The sequence below is a fragment of the Petralouisia sp. genome, assembly GCF_056822245.1.
Genome location: NZ_JBQIOP010000032.1, coordinates 1 through 17,170, shown reverse-complemented (window position 1 = coordinate 17,170; position 17,170 = coordinate 1). Strand labels below are relative to the sequence as shown.

At 48.0% G+C, this 17,170-nt stretch carries 10 protein-coding genes and 1 pseudogene; 4 read left to right on the top strand and 7 right to left on the bottom strand.

Annotated features, from left to right (window positions below; all coding sequences use genetic code 11):
• Positions 1-90: 90 nt before the first annotated feature.
• Positions 91-4,353, top strand: coding sequence for an acyl-CoA dehydratase activase-related protein (locus tag ACTO17_RS13120; protein WP_482558240.1), 4,263 nt, complete (start codon positions 91-93; stop codon positions 4,351-4,353).
• 44 nt (positions 4,354-4,397) lie between these two features.
• A complete protein-coding gene (locus tag ACTO17_RS13115) occupies positions 4,398-4,925 on the top strand; it encodes an N-acetyltransferase (protein WP_482558239.1) in 528 nt (175 codons plus the stop codon).
• A gap of 118 nt (positions 4,926-5,043) precedes the next feature.
• Here ACTO17_RS13115 and ACTO17_RS13110 read toward each other — a convergent pair whose 3' ends face one another.
• Together ACTO17_RS13110 and ACTO17_RS13105 are read right to left on the bottom strand one after the other, a co-directional pair.
• Complete coding sequence (locus ACTO17_RS13110) at positions 5,044-6,366, bottom strand: exosporium glycoprotein BclB-related protein (RefSeq protein ID WP_482558238.1); 1,323 nt, start codon at positions 6,364-6,366, stop codon at positions 5,044-5,046.
• A gap of 194 nt (positions 6,367-6,560) precedes the next feature.
• Entirely contained in the window at positions 6,561-7,637 is a 1,077-nt protein-coding gene (locus ACTO17_RS13105; protein ID WP_482558237.1) for a tetratricopeptide repeat-containing glycosyltransferase family 2 protein, read from the bottom strand.
• Between the two features lie 1,082 nt (positions 7,638-8,719).
• Between ACTO17_RS13105 and ACTO17_RS13100 the strand changes: the two genes are divergently transcribed.
• On the top strand, positions 8,720-9,892 hold the full coding sequence (locus tag ACTO17_RS13100; RefSeq protein ID WP_482558236.1) for a DUF4097 family beta strand repeat-containing protein: 1,173 nt from the start codon (positions 8,720-8,722) through the stop codon (positions 9,890-9,892).
• Positions 9,893-10,057: 165 nt separating this feature from the next.
• Here the strand turns inward: ACTO17_RS13100 and ACTO17_RS13095 are convergent, their stop codons facing one another.
• The 3 genes from ACTO17_RS13095 to ACTO17_RS13085 are packed head-to-tail and all read right to left on the bottom strand — an operon-like array spanning position 10,058 to position 14,202.
• The gene (locus tag ACTO17_RS13095; protein ID WP_172536142.1) at positions 10,058-11,755 is read right to left on the bottom strand and encodes a [FeFe] hydrogenase, group A; all 1,698 of its coding nucleotides are present in this window, start codon (positions 11,753-11,755) and stop codon (positions 10,058-10,060) included.
• Positions 11,756-11,766: 11 nt separating this feature from the next.
• Entirely contained in the window at positions 11,767-13,656 is a 1,890-nt protein-coding gene (locus ACTO17_RS13090; protein ID WP_172536143.1) for an NADH-quinone oxidoreductase subunit NuoF, read from the bottom strand.
• A 36-nt stretch (positions 13,657-13,692) separates the two neighbouring features.
• Positions 13,693-14,202 (bottom strand): NADH-quinone oxidoreductase subunit NuoE family protein, encoded by a 510-nt coding sequence (locus tag ACTO17_RS13085; protein WP_172536144.1) that lies wholly within the window; start codon positions 14,200-14,202, stop codon positions 13,693-13,695.
• A gap of 221 nt (positions 14,203-14,423) precedes the next feature.
• Here ACTO17_RS13085 and ACTO17_RS13080 point away from each other — a divergent pair.
• Positions 14,424-14,807 (top strand): annotated as a pseudogene (locus tag ACTO17_RS13080) (DUF234 domain-containing protein); the annotation flags it as partial.
• Between the two features lie 152 nt (positions 14,808-14,959).
• On the opposite strand, the gene ACTO17_RS13075 reads toward ACTO17_RS13080, so the two are convergent.
• Positions 14,960-16,306, bottom strand: a complete 1,347-nt coding sequence (locus ACTO17_RS13075; RefSeq protein WP_482558235.1) for an MATE family efflux transporter — start codon at positions 16,304-16,306, stop codon at positions 14,960-14,962.
• A gap of 96 nt (positions 16,307-16,402) precedes the next feature.
• Positions 16,403-16,912, bottom strand: coding sequence for a hypothetical protein (locus ACTO17_RS13070; RefSeq protein WP_482558234.1), 510 nt, complete (start codon positions 16,910-16,912; stop codon positions 16,403-16,405).
• Between the last annotated feature and the right edge of the window lie 258 nt (positions 16,913-17,170).

Here is a 17,170-nt window from a genome sequence, read left to right as displayed (position 1 = left end):
AGCGGTGTTTGATTTTTGGACCCTTATAATAAATAGGAAGAAACAGCAAAATTTACCATTTAAATTCTACAGGAAACTGGAGGAACTGATATGGAACAGCATACTTTACACAAGCTGGGCATTGACATTGGCTCAACGACTGTAAAAATTACAATATTAGACACTGACAATCAGATTTTGTTTGCCGATTATCAGAGACACTTCGCAAATATCCGGGAAACTCTCTCCGACCTTCTGGCAAGAGCGCAGGATGAACTGGGCAATCTTTTCCTGTCTCCTGTGATTACCGGTTCCGGCGGACTGACCCTGGCCAGACATCTGGACATTCCCTTTGTACAGGAAGTGATTGCCGTGGCTTCTGCCCTGCAGGATTATGCGCCCCAGACGGACGTTGCCATCGAACTGGGCGGCGAGGATGCTAAAATCATATACTTCGAAGGGGGCAATGTGGAACAGCGCATGAATGGAATCTGCGCCGGCGGTACCGGCTCTTTCATTGATCAGATGGCTTCTCTGCTTCAGACCGACGCCACCGGACTGAATACTTACGCCAGGGATTACAAGGCAATCTATCCCATTGCCGCCCGCTGCGGCGTGTTCGCCAAATCTGACATTCAGCCCCTAATCAATGAAGGCGCTTCCAAGGAGGATTTATCCGCTTCCATTTTTCAGGCGGTGGTCAATCAGACAATTTCCGGCCTGGCCTGCGGAAAACCCATCCGGGGGCATGTTGCTTTTCTGGGCGGCCCCCTGCATTTTCTGGGAGAACTGAAGGAGGCTTTTATCCGGACTTTGAAGCTGGATGAAGCGCACATTATTGCACCGGACCACTCCCACCTGTTTGCAGCCATGGGTTCCGCCTTAAACTGCAAGCCGGAAATATCCATGGAGCTGAAAACCATTTTACAGAAACTTTCCTCTGAAATTAAAATGGAATTTGAAGTGGAACGGATGGAGCCTTTGTTTTCCACCCAGAAAGAATATGACAGATTTCAGAGACGCCACAGCAGGCATCGGGTGACAGCCGGAGATTTGTCCACCTACCGGGGAAACTGCTATCTGGGCATAGACGCCGGCTCCACCACCACCAAGGTAGCTCTTGTGGGGGACGACGGCGCCCTTTTGTACTCTTTTTACAGCAGCAACAACGGCAACCCTCTGGCTACCGCCACTCTGGCGATTCGGGAAATCTATTCCCTGCTGCCGGAAGAGGCCCATATTGTACATTCCTGCTCCACCGGATACGGGGAAGCGTTGTTAAAGTCCGCCTTTTTACTGGATGAAGGGGAAGTGGAAACTGTGGCCCACTATTATGCGGCGGCATTTTTCAACCCTGAGGTGGACTGTATTTTAGACATCGGCGGCCAGGATATGAAATGCATTAAAATCAAAAACCAGACGGTGGACAGCGTACAGTTAAACGAAGCCTGCTCCTCCGGCTGCGGCTCTTTTATTGAAACTTTTGCAAAATCCCTGAATTATTCTGTGGAGGATTTTGCCCAGGCCGCTCTGTTTGCCAGACATCCCATTGACCTGGGCACGCGCTGCACGGTATTTATGAATTCCAAGGTAAAGCAGGCCCAGAAAGAAGGCGCCGAAGTATCCGATATCTCTGCCGGCCTTGCTTATTCTGTCATCAAGAATGCCTTGTTTAAGGTAATCAAGGTGTCCGACGCCAAAGACCTGGGGAAACATATTGTAGTCCAGGGCGGAACCTTCTATAATGACGCAGTGCTGCGCAGCTTTGAAAAAATATCCGGCTGTGAAGCCATCCGTCCGGACATTGCAGGAATTATGGGCGCTTTCGGAGCTGCGCTGATTGCAAAAGAACGCTATGAGGATAATCCCCGCACCACCATGCTGCCCATCGAAGAAATTAAAAGCCTGAAAGCAGACACCAAACTGACCAGATGCCAGGGCTGCACCAACCACTGCCTGCTGACCATCAACCGTTTTACCGGAAACCGTCAGTTCATCACTGGAAACCGCTGCGAAAAGGGCCTGGGAAAAGAGAAAAATAAAGAGCAGATTCCCAACCTCTTTGAATATAAAAACAAATGCATGTTTTCCTGCGAACCTCTTTCTGAAAAAGAAGCCCTTCGGGGAAGCGTGGGAATTCCCAGGGTGCTGAACATGTACGAAAATTATCCTTTCTGGGCGGTATTTTTTAAGACTTTAAAATTCCGCACGATGCTGTCTCCCCAGTCCACCAGAAAGATTTACGAGCTGGGCATTGAATCCATTCCCAGTGAATCGGAATGTTATCCGGCAAAGCTGGCCCATGGACATGTATCCTGGCTGATTCAGCATCAGGCAGACTTTATTTTCTACCCCTGCATTCCCTACGAGCGGGATGAATTTCCGGATTCCAACAACCATTTTAACTGCCCCATTGTCACCTCCTATGCGGAAAATATCAAGAACAATGTGGATGAAATCACCTCCGGCAAGGTGCGTTTTCTCAATCCTTTTCTGTCCTTTGCTTCCAAAGAAACACTGGCAGAACAATTGCTGCCTCTGTTTTTGCAGGAATTTTCCATTCCGCCGGAGGAGACGCAGGCCGCGGTAGACGCCGGGTGGCAGGAACTGGCCCGTATGCGGGAGGACATCCGCCGCAAAGGGGAGGAGACTCTGAAATACATGGAAGAAACCGGCCGCCGGGGAATTGTCCTGGCCGGACGGCCCTACCATATTGACCCGGAAATCAACCACGGCATTCCGGAGCTGATTAATTCCTACGGCATTGCGGTACTGACAGAGGATTCCGTTTCCCATCTGAAGGAGGTGGAGCGGCCCCTGCTTGTGATGGATCAGTGGATGTACCATTCCAGGCTCTATGCCGCCGCAAACTTTGTCAAGACCAGGGAAGATCTGGATTTGATCCAGTTAAATTCCTTCGGCTGCGGCCTGGACGCCGTCACCACCGACCAGGTCAATGATATTCTGACTAAATCCGGCAAAATTTACACCTGCCTGAAGATCGATGAAGTAAATAACCTGGGCGCCGCAAGAATCCGTATCCGCTCTCTTTTGTCCGCTCTCCGGGTGAAGGAGAAGCAGAAAAACTGCCGTACCATCCTGCCCTCCGCCTTTGACCGTGTGGTATTTACAGAGGAAATGCGCAGACACTACACCATCCTCTGCCCCCAGATGTCTCCCATCCACTTTGAACTGCTGCAGCCCGCCTTCCAGTCCGCCGGATACAATATGGTGGTTCTGGGCAATCAGGGCAAAAGCGCTGTGGACATGGGGCTGAAATATGTGAACAATGACGCCTGCTACCCTTCCCTGATTGTGGTAGGGCAGATTATGGACGCCCTCTTGTCTGGAACGTACGATTTAACAAAAACCGCTGTGGTCATCACCCAGACCGGCGGCGGATGCCGGGCTTCCAACTATATCGGCTTTATCCGCCGGGCCCTGGAAAAAGCCGGCTGCCCGGATATTCCGGTGATTTCCTTAAACTTAAGTGGATTAGAGGCCAACCCGGGCTTCAAGCTTACTCTGCCACTGCTGCAAAAAGGGCTGTATGCTTTGATTTTCGGAGATATTTTCATGCGCTGCCTGTACCGTACCAGACCTTATGAGGCCGTTCCGGGCGCAGCTAATGCCCTTCATGAGAAATGGAAGCAGAAATGCATGGAATTTGTCTCTCACCCCAGAATTCTTTCCCACAGAACCTTCAAACGCTACTGCCGGGAAATCATCCGGGATTTTGACCAGCTGCCAGTCACCGGAGAACGAAAGCCCCGGGTGGGCATTGTGGGAGAAATTCTGGTAAAATTCCTGCCTGCGGCCAACAATTATCTGGTGGAGCTTTTAGAAGCGGAGGGCGCAGAAGCGGTAGTCCCCGATTTGACAGACTTCCTGCTCTACTGCTTCTATAATCAGAATTTCCGTGTGGAAAAACTGGGACAGAAAAAATCCGCCGCCAGAATTGCCAATCTGGGCATTCGGATTCTGGAGCAGCTGCGCAGCGCCGCAAGAAAAGAATTTGAAAGAAGCCGCCGCTTCGACCCCCCTGCGCGGATTGATGCACTGGCAGACTATGCTTCTCCCATCGTATCCCAGGGAAACCAGACCGGGGAAGGCTGGTTTCTGACCGGAGAAATGTTAGAACTGATTCACTCCGGCACGAATAACATTGTATGCGCCCAGCCCTTCGGCTGTCTGCCCAACCATGTAGTGGGCAAAGGCGTCATTAAGAAAATACGGCACCAGTATCCCGACGCCAATATTGTAGCCATCGACTACGATCCGGGAGCTTCTGAAGTAAACCAGTTAAACCGGATTAAACTGATGCTGTCTACGGCGCAGAAAAATCTGGCGAAGGAACATCCTGGCAGGGCGTAGGGGAATTTCTTTCTGTAATAACGAATGAAAGGCGGAATATTGCAATGTATATCAGAAAAGCATCGTATCATGATTTAGAAAATATCCTGCCCATCTATGCTTATGCAAGAAAGCAGATGGCATTAAACGGCAATCCCGGGCAGTGGGGAATGGACAAACCGGAGCCTGAAACCATCCGGCAGGATATTGAACTGGGCAGATTGTTTCTGATAGAAACCGAACCGCAGGCAAATACCGAAGGATTGACAGCTTCCGCCCGGCAGATTGCCGGGGTATTTGCGTTCCAGATAGGAGAAGATCCCACTTACCGGAACATACAGGGCAGATGGATCAACGATCTTCCCTACGGCGTCATTCACCGCATCGCAAGCGCCGGCGGTCAGAAAGGCATTCTGACAGAATGCCTGAATTTCTGCAATACTCTCATTGGAAATCTCAGAATTGACACCCATGAAAACAACTTTGTCATGCGGCATCTGTTAGAAAAAAACGGGTTTCTGGAATGCGGGATCATCCATGTGGAGGATGGAAGTCCGCGCATTGCTTTTCAGCGTCTGATTCAGCAAAATTAAACCTGGTACCCTTCATCCAGGAAATGATGGGTACCAGGACATCTGGTATCTTTTATATGCTCTACTCTAAAACTCCTTACGAAGCTCTCTTATCAATTCAAGATGCCTTTCATGCGGCTTAATTGATACTTAAACCGGCGCTTGCATATCCTGCAACTGTATTGAGCAAAGTCACTCCGCTGGCCGTCGCTGAAAATACCAGCATCAGCCGAGTTTGAGCCGTTACAGGAATATTAAGTCCTGTAAGCGCGCCATTCAGCAGCGTGCCAATGGATATAATTCCGGAAAGCGACGGCGTCAGATTGATCTGTGTTCCTGCAATCGGAGAAAAAACATTATTCGGCGTTGCAGACTGATAAATCTGCGCTCTTATTGTAACAGTAGAACCTATTAAGGACAAACCTACCGTAGTGCTGAAAAATGCGCTGAACGAAGTGATAATACCGTCGCGGGGAACCTGAAATGCAAAGTTAGAAAGTGTTCCGCCGGCATTTGTAATATCAATGGTTGAGCCCAAAAGCGTAAGCCCCTGCGCACTGCTTCCAAAACCAACAAAAGCAGGAATTCCTGCAAGCCCTCCGGCAATTGTCGTCAAAGAAACCGGAAGCCCCGATGCAAAGGGAATAACAGCTCCTGTGCCTGCAACTCCTGTGGCTCCCGTTGCTCCTGTGGCTCCCGTTGCTCCGTCTGCTCCCGTTGCTCCCGTGGCTCCTGGCGCTCCATCTGCTCCCGTGGCTCCTGTGGCTCCCGGCGCTCCATCTGCTCCCGTTGCTCCTGTGGCTCCCGTGGCTCCCGGCGCTCCGTCTGCTCCCGTGGCTCCCGTTGGGCCTGTCGGACCGGTTGGACCATCATCTCCCGGACAGCCTTTCGGACCCTGAACACCATCCGGACCTGTGGCGCCCTGAATCCCTTGCGGACCAGTTACGCCTTGCGGACCCATCGGGCCGGTTGCCCCGGTGGCTCCTGTCGGACCTGGAATACCTCTGGGGCCCTGGAGCCCCACATCTCCTTGCGGACCTGCAGGTCCTGCCGGGCCTGTGGGGCCTGCAGGTCCTACCGGACCGATATCTCCCTGGGGACCTTCGCAGCCTGGATCGCCTTTCGGCCCGATATCACCGCGGACTCCCTGAATTCCCTGAAGCCCTTGCGGACCTGCGTAACCTCTCGGACCTGCACAACCTCTCGGACCCGTATTTCCAGTAGGCCCTACAGGCCCTGTGTTTCCCCTGGGCCCTCTTGCTCCGGGAGCGCCGGGAATTCCCTGGGGGCCCATAGGGCCCTGATCTCCCCTGTCGCCTTTTGGTCCGGGACATCCCATATCGCCTTTGATTCCCTGGGGGCCCATGGGGCCCTGATCTCCCTTAGGACCTGCCGGCCCGCGTTCACAACAGGAATAATGACATTGATTCTGACAGCTATTACACAAATTTTTATTATCCATATCATCTAATTCCTTTCCAAATTATTTGAAAAAAATACATAAAAATGTTTTTTTCTACAAATATTTTATGTTCACTCCACAAAAAGGTTACATATTTTAGAAGGATTCAGAATATATTAGAAATATACTTCAAACTCAAACATAAAGGGCAATCCGGCAGTTCCTGTGCATCGAAATATAGATTGTTCGCTGTACTAACATACCCCCAAACTGTCAAAATACTGTTTGTTATACAAATACGCTTTAGCATATGGTTTACAAGCTCCTGCTTTTTCATTGTATTCTTTTGCCTTCTTCCGGTCTCCCATTTTATCATAGCATACGCATAACTGCATATAAGGAATATAATCATAACAGTCTAAAAGGATAAACCCGCCTGAACATTCATTTCCTGGCCTGCTTAAAGCAGTTTCATACCAATAAACCGCAGTATGGTAATTACCATGCTCCAAGAAGTATTTTCCGATTTCACAGCACAATTCCGCTCTCGGCAAGTCAAAGCTCATACTGCGCAGAAGAGAATTTAATGCAGATTTTTCCTGTCCCAAGCCATAATAACAGTTTGCGCAGACGGCGCACGCCTCTATTTTATTTTCAATCCATCCTTCTTCCGAAAGCAGGAATTGTTCCAGCACAGAAACAGCTTCTTCATATTGTTTGTGATAATATAATTCGCGTCCATAATAATATTGCTGCCGCGGCTCTAACGTTTTTCCTTCTGCCAACGCCTTTTGGTATATCTTAAGATTCCGATCCGGATCGCCTGCGTTTATTTTTTTGTGGGAAACTGCAATATCAGAATACACAATGTTTCCGCTTGGAGATATTACTTCATGAACTGCGCCAACCCAACGGTACTCGGAACAATTTCTAATCCATCTTTCCCTAAAATATGAAAAAGAAGGCTTCCCGTCCTCATCAAAAGCAGTATTATATTTCATCATGACCATATCAACATCCGATGACAGCGTCTGCTTTAACTGCAGAAATTTATCCTTTTCCGTTTCCTCCAGTATATCGTCGGCGTCCATCCACATACAGAACTCCATCGACGCCTTTGAAAAAGAATAGTTCCTGGCTTCAGAAAAATCCTCCCGCCAAGGATAAAAATATATGTTTGTTGTATATTGAGACGCGATTTCTACGGTCCTATCCGAAGAGCCAGTGTCTACAACAATAATTTCATCTACCAGATCCGCCACACTTTCAAGACACCGGGCAATATGCATCTCCTCATCTTTAACAATCATACAAAGACTTATTGTCGGCATATTGAAACCTCCCTCCTAATCAAATGATTGCCTGCCAAGCTTTTCTATACATAAATTCATATTAATTCTGGCCGCGCCTGCCGAAGAATTCCATGCAAAGCACAGGGTAGATGCACAAGGTATTTCAATAATAAAACATCTTGATACCACTAGTGTTTCCTTCCGTTTTGCAGTCTCTGCATATGTGCGAAATACCGTCTGAGCACAGTCATTTAATACTGGCGTCAGCTGAATCATCCCGTGCTTTTTAACTGCCGCAGAGATATAATACCAGATTGTATAACATCCAGGCGTCAGCGATACGGAATAACCGTTGCACAGAGATATATTTTGAGTAATATCTGATATGTCCGTTTTAAGGGGAAGATTTCCGTTTTCCGGCAATATCAGCTCCTGTCCTAAAAATGATGCAAATATACTGTTCTGCGGATATCCAGGCGGCCCTTGCGGGCCGCGCGCCCCGGGTTCTCCTCTGGGTCCCTGGGGCCCTGTTGCCCCTTGTGGGCCCTGCGGGCCTGTAACTCCCTGCGGGCCAGTTTCTCCCCGTTCTCCTGCACAGCCCGGCGGCCCGGGTTTTCCCCTCGGGCCCTGGGGGCCAGGCTCTCCGCATATTTTCCCACAGCACGGAACGTCGGCTTCTACATGTATTTCCCCACAGCACGGAGCGCCGGCTTCTTCCCGCATTTCTCTACAGCACGGGACGTCGGCTTCTACATGTTCTTGACAACAATTCCTCTGACAATTCCTTCCTCTGCAAAACAAATTCGGCGGATTGAACATCCAGTTATAATTAAAATTATTCAATGATAATCACCCCATTCATACTCGGTTTCCAGCCATAATACGCTTCGGTTACTGTTTACCAATTCTGCGCGAACAGCAACACTTGCCAAACCTTTTACTATCCCTCTGAAAAAAATGGTTCTATATTATCCTGAGGGTATAATAAATTATATGCATAAAACGTATTTTTGCTTTTCTCATGCCGCAGCAAAACTTCTTCCCCATCCTGAAGTCATTCTCCCCTGCCAATCGTTTTAATGATCAGACAGAGTAAAACCATTCGCAAAGGAGGATATGTTATGAAAAACCACAACAAATTTCTGTTCATTCTAATTGGCATTGCCATTTTTTCCGGCATTCTGTGCTCCGGCATCATCATCGCGTCCGGAATCCAAAATGATTCCCCGGCTTCTGCCCGCAGGGATTCCCCCCGCAGAGAAAAATACCCGGAGCCTCACATTCTGGAAAAAACAAAACTGGAAGATTTCTCGGAAATTTCCATCTGCTTAAATTATGCTGATGTATCCATTCTGCCCTCTGACGGCTTTTATCTGGAGTACAGCCTGGACGGCAAATGCAGCAAACCGGATTACGGCGTATCCGAGGGGAAATTTCATTTCCAGGAAGGCAAGATGCAAAACCCCTATCGTATTTCCCTGGATTTGTTTCATAAGCCGGTATACCAGGAGCCCTTTTACATGAATCTCTACGTCCCCAAAGAACAGTATTTCGATCTAATACACATGTCCATAGAAAGCGGAAACCTGGAAATTGATCAACTCAATGCTAAAAAAGCCGATTTATTCCTGACATACGGAAATCTGACCCTTGGAGCATTTACCGGAGATACTCTGGAAATTGCTTCCGAATCCGGCAATATTAATGCAGAAACCGTCACCTGCGGCCGTTTGACCCTCTCCGCTTCTTATGGAGATTATACCGGCGATACCGTTTCCGTTTCTGAAATAGGAAATTTTAACCTGGAATCCGGCAATCTGAAAATTTCTTCCCTGACCGGAGGGAATTATTCTGTAAATTCCATGTACGGAACTTGTACCGTTGAAAGTTTCCAGGCAGAAAAAGGCACATTTTCTCTGGAATCCGGCGATCTGGAAATTTCTTCTCTGACGGCGGATGCGTTCTTTGCAAATGCCAGTTATGGAAATTGTACCATTGACAGCTTCCAAGCAAAAAACAGCGATTTTTCTATGGAATCCGGCAATCTGACTCTGAAGCAGGCAGTTCCGGAACAGATAAACGCCTGCTCCGAATACGGAAACGTAACCCTGAAGCTGGCTGAACAAGCAGCGGATTTCAATTATGATCTGGATGCAGAATACGGAACCATTCAAGTGAATGGGAAAAAGATAGAAGAAAACGAAGACGGCGCAACTCATTATCAAAAGCAGGACAGTCAGAACGCCCGCAGTATTTCTGTTCAATGTGAAAGCGGAAATATTACCATAAAATAACTGCCGGCGTAATAAAACAAGGGAATGTCGGGAAACAGCAATTTTTCACAATATATAGCTGCGGCTTCTAAAAACTTGCAGCTATATATTGTGTATAAATCCTGTTTTCCGACAGCCCCTGTTTTACTTCGGTATAAAATTTATAAAACCCTGACCGCTCTGTCCCTATTTATGCAGGTAATCCACATGCAGAAGATCATGCTCCCGGTTTTTCAGCAAATCTTTGTAAAGGCTTTCCACCAACGGATTTTCTTCGCTGCGTTTAATCTGCATAGCCTTGTCATTCTTATAAAGGCCTTCCGCGCGCATCCGTTTCTCAGTGGAACGGGCAAAGGGCTGACCTGCTCCGGCCACACATCCTCCCGGACAGGCCATCACTTCCACAAAATCAAAATGCTCCTCACCGCTTTCTATTTTCTGCAGCAGGTGATCCGCATTGCCAAGGCCGCTGACTACGGCAATCCTTATCTGCCGTTCTCCAAAGGGAAGCTCACAGATTTTGACTCCTTCCATGCCGCGGGCGCCGATAAATTCAATCTCCTTCAACGCTTTAGGGCTCTTATCTTCCACCACCCGCCGCACTGCTGCTTCTGTCACTCCGCCGGTTGCACCGAAAATCACTCCTGCGCCAGAAAAAATAGAAAACGGCATATCATATGCTTCCGGCTCTAAACGGTCAAAACGGATACCGATTTCCTGCAGCATGGTAATCACCTCTTCAGAGGTCAGCACATAATCCACATCTGGTATGCCTTTCCGCTTAAATTCTTCTCTGGAAGCTTCGAATTTTTTGGCCGTACAGGGCATAATTGCCACAGATACCGTCTCTTTTCCTTCTTTTTTGTCCTGTTTCCGGTAGTATTCCTTAATAACTGCGCCGAACATCTCCATGGGAGATTTGGAGGTGGACACATACTGCATCAGATGGGGATACTGAGTTTCCACAAAGCGAATCCATCCGGGGCAGCAGGAGGTAAACAGCGGATATTTCCGGTCTTTCTCCTCCAGGGCCTCCAGTAACTCCTCCGATTCTTCCATAATGGTAAGGTCTGCGCCCACGGAGGTGTCAAAAATAGCGTCTATGCCCAGTTTCCGCAGGGAGGCCACCAGTTTTCCTATGGTATTTTCCCCCGGCTCATAGCCGTAAGCCTCACCGATTGCCACACGGACTGCCGGTGCAATCTGCACAACCACCCGCTTCTTTGGATTGTGAATTGCCTCCCACACATCATGGCTGTCACGCTTAATGGTAATGGCTCCTGTGGGGCAGACTGCCGCACACTGGCCGCAGCTTACGCAGTTGGTATCCGCAATATCCCTGCCGAATGCAGTGGAAATCTCCATTTTGGAACCCCGGTGGGCAAAATCAATGGCTCCCACATGCTGAATTTCGCTGCATACCCGCACACAGTCGCCGCAGAGAATGCATTTGTTGGGATTGCGGACTATGGCTTTGGAGGATGTGTCAATGGGCCGGATGGGATTGGTATTTTCAAATCTTACCCCAGGAATCCCGAACCTGGTTGCCAGTTCCTGCAGCTTGCACTTGCCGTTTTTCTCGCAGGTGGTGCAGTCCCTGCAGTGAGCCGCCAGCAGCAGCTCCAAAATCCGCTTTCTGTGATAATAAAGCTGAGGCGTATTGGTACGGATTTCCATCTGGTGTTTGGGGGGCGTGGAGCAGGAAGCGATAATGCCGCCCCATTGATCCTCCACCACGCACATCCGGCATGCGCCGTAAATAGAGAGATCTGAATAATAACAAAAAGTCGGCAAAATAATTCCTGCTTTCCGAATAACGGCAAGAATATTTTTTTCATCGGCAAAGGATACCCGTTCGCCGTCAATGATCATATATTTTTCCATGTCCAGACCTCCTACACTTCTTTTACTGCGTGGAAACTGCAGCCTTCTTTGCAGGCTCCGCACTTTATGCACTTCGACGTATCAATGGTAAAGGGCTTCTTGACTTCACCGGAAATGGCTCCCACCGGACAAAGCCTGGCGCATTTGCTGCAGCCTTTGCACAATTTCGGATCGATTTGAAGGGATACCAGCGCTTTGCACTGCCCGGCAGGACATTTTTTATCCACCACATGGGCCAGATATTCTTCCCGGAAATATTTCATGGTGCTCACCACCGGAGAAGCCGCCGTTTTGCCCAGACCGCAGAGAGCCGTAGCGGAAATGGTTTCTGCCAGTTCCTCCAACAGCGTGATGTGGTTCATGGTCCCTCTGCCCTCGCAGATATCATTTAACAGCTCCAACATCCGTTTGGTGCCCTCTCTGCAGGGAATACATTTGCCGCAGGACTCATTCTGAGTAAAATTCATGAAAAACCTGGCCACTTCCACCATACAGCTCTTGTCGTTCATCACCACCAGGCCGCCGCTTCCAATCATGGCCCCCACTTTTTTCAGGGAATCAAAATCCAGATGCAGATCCAGATGGTCTTCCGTGGGGTTGATGCAGAGGCACCCGCCGGAAGGCCCGCCGATTTGCACCGCTTTGAATGCGCCGCCCTTGACGCCGCCGCCGATATCAAAAATAACTTCCCGAAGAGTAGTCCCCATCGGCACTTCAATCAATCCGGTATTCATCACATTTCCCGTTAAGGCAAATGCCTTGGTGCCGTGATTGTTTTTGGGGCCGATGGTCTGATACCACTCCGCCCCTTTGCTGATAATGGGCGGAACATTGCAGTAGGTTTCCACATTATTCAAAACAGTGGGCTTCTCAAACAGTCCTTTTTCCACCGTACGGGGCGGCTTCACCCTGGGCATGCCCCGGTTTCCTTCAATAGATGCCGTCAGGGCAGAGCCTTCTCCGCAGACAAATGCGCCGGCTCCCTGGCTGATTTTTAATTCGAAGTCAAAGCCCGAATTCAGGATATTTTTGCCCAAAAGCCCCTTCTCTTCCGCTTTGCTGATGGCTGTCTGCAGCCGTTCCACTGCCAGGGGATACTCGGCCCGCACGTAAATATAACCATAATGGGCTCCGGTTGCAATTCCGGCAATCAGCATGCCTTCAATGACCCGGTGAGGATCGCCTTCCATCATGCTCCGGTCCATAAATGCCCCCGGGTCGCCTTCGTCGCCGTTGCAGACCACATATTTTACTTCTTCCTGCTGGGCAAGCACCTGAGACCACTTCCGGCCGGTGGGGAATCCACCGCCGCCCCGGCCCCTTAAAGATGCTTTGGACACTTCATCCACAAGCTGCTGAGGCGTCATGTCAAACAATGCCTTTGCCACTGCCTGATAGCCGCCTACCGCTATGTATTCCTTAATGGACTCTGCATTGATCCGTCCGCAGTCCTCCAATGCCACACGGGTCTGCTGCTTGTAAAAGGGAATCTCTTCCTGTTTCTCATAAGGTTTTCCCTGAGGGTCATGGTAAACCAGACGGTCAATCACCCGATCATTTACAATACTTTCTTCTATAATTTCCTCACAGTCCTCCGTCTTTACCTTAATATACAAAAGACCTGACGGTTCAATCCGAAGCAGAGGGCCCATTTCACAGAACCCATGGCAGCCGGACTTTTTTAAGCCTACGCTGTCGCCGTGAGGCTCCTTTTCCAGTACCAGAGCGCATTTAATGCCCCGTTTTATGAGAATCTCCTGCATTTTTGCATAGATATTCAAAGAACCTCCCGCCACGCAGCCTGTGCCGGCACAGATTAAAATCTGTTTTTTCTGGGTCTTTAAGGACGCTGCATATTCTTTTCTTCTGGCTTCTAATTCTTCTCTTGTATTAATTCTCATCTGCAACCTCCTTTGGGGCCCGTTCCATTCTTTCTGTTAATTCTCATCTGCGGCCTCCTCTCCTGCGTCTTTGTCTGCGTTTTCCTGCAATTCCCTGATCAATTCCCTGGCCTTTTCCGGCGTCATGGCAGGATGCACCACGTCATTGACGGTGCAGACCGGAGCAAGCCCGCAGGCGCCCAGGCAGGACACTGTCTCAACGGTGAACATCATATCCTCTGTAGTGGGCTTTGCCTCCGTCACTCCCAAAATTCCGCGGATTTCATTCAGAATCGCTGTGGACTGACGCACATGACAGGCTGTGCCGTCACAGATTTTGATAACGTATTTTCCCTTAGGCTCCAAAGAAAAATTCTCATAGAATGTGGCTACCCCATATACTTTCGCTTCGCTTAAATGCAGCTTTTTTGCAATATAGCAAAGCATTTCCTCCGGCAGATAACGGTATACCTTCTGGATCTCCTGCATAATTCCGATGACTGCCGTCTGGTCATAACTGTGAGATTTTAAAATCTCATCCAGTATCTTTTGATCCTTTGTTTCCAATCCTTCTCCTCCTTGTTTCGCATATTCCGAACGCTTACTTGTCGCTTACCCCCACAGTATAACATTGTTAAATAATTAACTCAATCATTTTGTATAATCTTTGCGATTTGTTCTGGTAATTTTTGTACAAATTTTACCGATTGTACATTTTTTTGCAGAATAATACTGTGTAAATCCATAAGGCACTCTGATTCTGCTCAGAGCAGCCATTAAAACCTCAGTTTAATGATTTTATGGGCAGCATTTTTGAAGATATCTGCCGGCAATATCTCTACCGCCCGGATATCTATCCCACCCTTCCCTTTCCTTTCGGAACACTGGGCCGGTGGTGGGGTTCTAATCCGGCAAAAAAACGCCAGGAGGAAATCGATATTGCGGCCCTTTCAGACAAACAGCTACTTCTGGGAGAATGCAAATGGAAAAATGAAAAAGTCGGTACAGATGTTTTAAAAACCTTAGTGGAACGGGGAACATTGTTTTCTTATCCGGAAAAGTACTATTTTGTATTCTCCAAATCGGGATTTGAAAAGAATACCACAGCATTGGCAGAAGAATTTGGAATCCGGAGAATTTCCTTTACTGAAATGCTGGAATGCAATAAATAACCTGAATTTGGCGCAAATATTGCTCTAAGTAGGGGATACAGATGGCGGGAATGAATTTTTAATTTCCCTTGCGCCCTTCCGATATGCAACAGCCTGATCCTCTACACAGGTTCCCAGTCCCTTTTCCATAGCTGCAAACGTAATATTCTGCGTCAAATAATCTCCTTCGTTTTCCATCCTCCCTGGAAATACCGCGCCAGCGCTATCACAAGCCCCACTGCCCATCCTGCCGGATTGGCCCACATAATAATCATCCCGTGGGTGGCGTCCGCCAACAGATACGTAAGAGCTACCCGGACGCCCAGATTGCACAGGCTGCAGGTCAAAAACCAGCCCATATCCGCGGCTCCCCTTAAGACGCCGTTGCTGACATTTAAAATTCCCATCATAAAATAAAACAGCGAAACAATGCTCAGATACCGGGCGCCGATCTCAATGGCCTCCCTGCTGGATTCTGAATCCAGAAACAGCCCCACAAAATCATTGCCGGCAAAATGCAGAATCACTGCGATAATAAGACCGATGCCTGCCGCCATCACCAGGCAGATCCGGTAACCTTTTCCAATGCGTTCCGGCTTTCTGGCTCCCATATTCTGGGCCACATAAGTGGAAACGGCATTTCCAACGGCCACCATGGGGATAATGGCGATTCCGTCAATTTTCGTCGCAGCAGTATACCCGGCCAGAAATGTGGAGCCGAACCGGTTGACTGCTGACTGTACCAACACCATGCCCACTGAAACAATAGACTGCTGCACAATGGTGGGAATTGCCACTTTTACCATATTTTTCAGCAATGCTCCGTCAAACCTGCTGTACGTATCCGTTTCAATCCCCTTTAATTTCTTTAACAGAAAACCAAAGGACAATACTGCAGAAATCCCCTGGGCAATCAATGTGGCCCAGGCCACACCGGCCACGCCCATATGAAGCTCTGCCACAAAATACAAGTCCAGCCCAATGTTCAGCAGGGAAGAAAAAATCAAAAACATCAGCGGTTTCCTGGAATCCCCCAATGCATTGAAAATAGCAGAAAAAGCATTATACAGAAATAAAAATGCAAACCCCAGAAAATAAATCTGCATATACTTTGCCGCATCCTCAAAAATATTATCCGGCGTTCCCATCAGACGCATCAGGCCCCGGTTAATGAAAAGGCCCAGGGCGCTTAAAAAAATGCTGAATGCCAGAACAGACAAAAGCGCTGTGGAAATGGCAGTTTTCATTTCTTTTAACTTTCCCGCCCCGAACAACTGAGAAATCACCACTGAACAGCCGATGCCCGTCCCCAGGGCCACCATTACAAACATCATGGTAATGGCTGTAGAAGCCCCCACTGCCGCCAACGCTTCTTCCCCTACCACATTTCCCACAATCACAGAATCCATAATATTGTAAAACTGCTGAAACAGATTTCCTGCCACCATGGGAAGGGTAAAGCTGATTAACGCCTTGGTGGGATTCCCTGTTACCATATTTCCTTTGATTTGTTCTGCCATAACTTCTGTACACTCCTGTTCTGCCGTAATTTAGATTGCTGTCGAATCAGTTCCTGATCAGATCGACACCGCCAAGTATATTATTATCTACGTCATTTATATAATCCTGGCTTCTATTTGCTTTAATTCGTCAAGTGTTAACGCAGGAACACAATCCGCAATTTCTTCAAGTGTCATTTTCCCTTTTTTAATCATTCTTTCTGCCGTTTTTCTTTCTGTTTCTCTTTCCTTATTATCCTCAATATCCTTTGCATAAGCCTTCAAAATCTGCTCGTCATCAAACAATGTCATCATAATATCCACAACCTCCTGTTCCCTGCTTTCAAGATACTCTTTCAGTACGTTCCTATCCTTGCAAATACGGATTGTTTCTGTTACTGCCTGTTTTGTATTTCCATATAATTTTCTCTGTTCGTTATATACTTTAGAGAAGATAATATACTGTCCGATAATATCTTTCTCATTTTCCTGATATAAAACTTTCACTTCCACATCAATAGCAATCTCTGCTCCACCAAAAAATTCTTTAGAAAGCGAAATTGTATCGGGAATATTTTTTCTTTCTCCTGTAAATATCACATACAGCTCGGGAATTGGCATATTCACCTTTTTGCTCCCATACAGATTTTGGTTTGTGCGTTTAAAATAATCGTGATAAGTCTGTATTAAATACATCAGTGCACGAATGATGATATTCAATGTCCATGTCGACTGGCTCTCTATCAGTATCATTAACCGGTTTCCAACAGAAAAACCCAAATCGTTATTATTCTGAAATCGGGATAATAATGATTATTCCGATTCTTGGTTTATCCCGATTTTAACACAGGCAGACTGGGAAATGCAATAAATAACTGCTTTCCC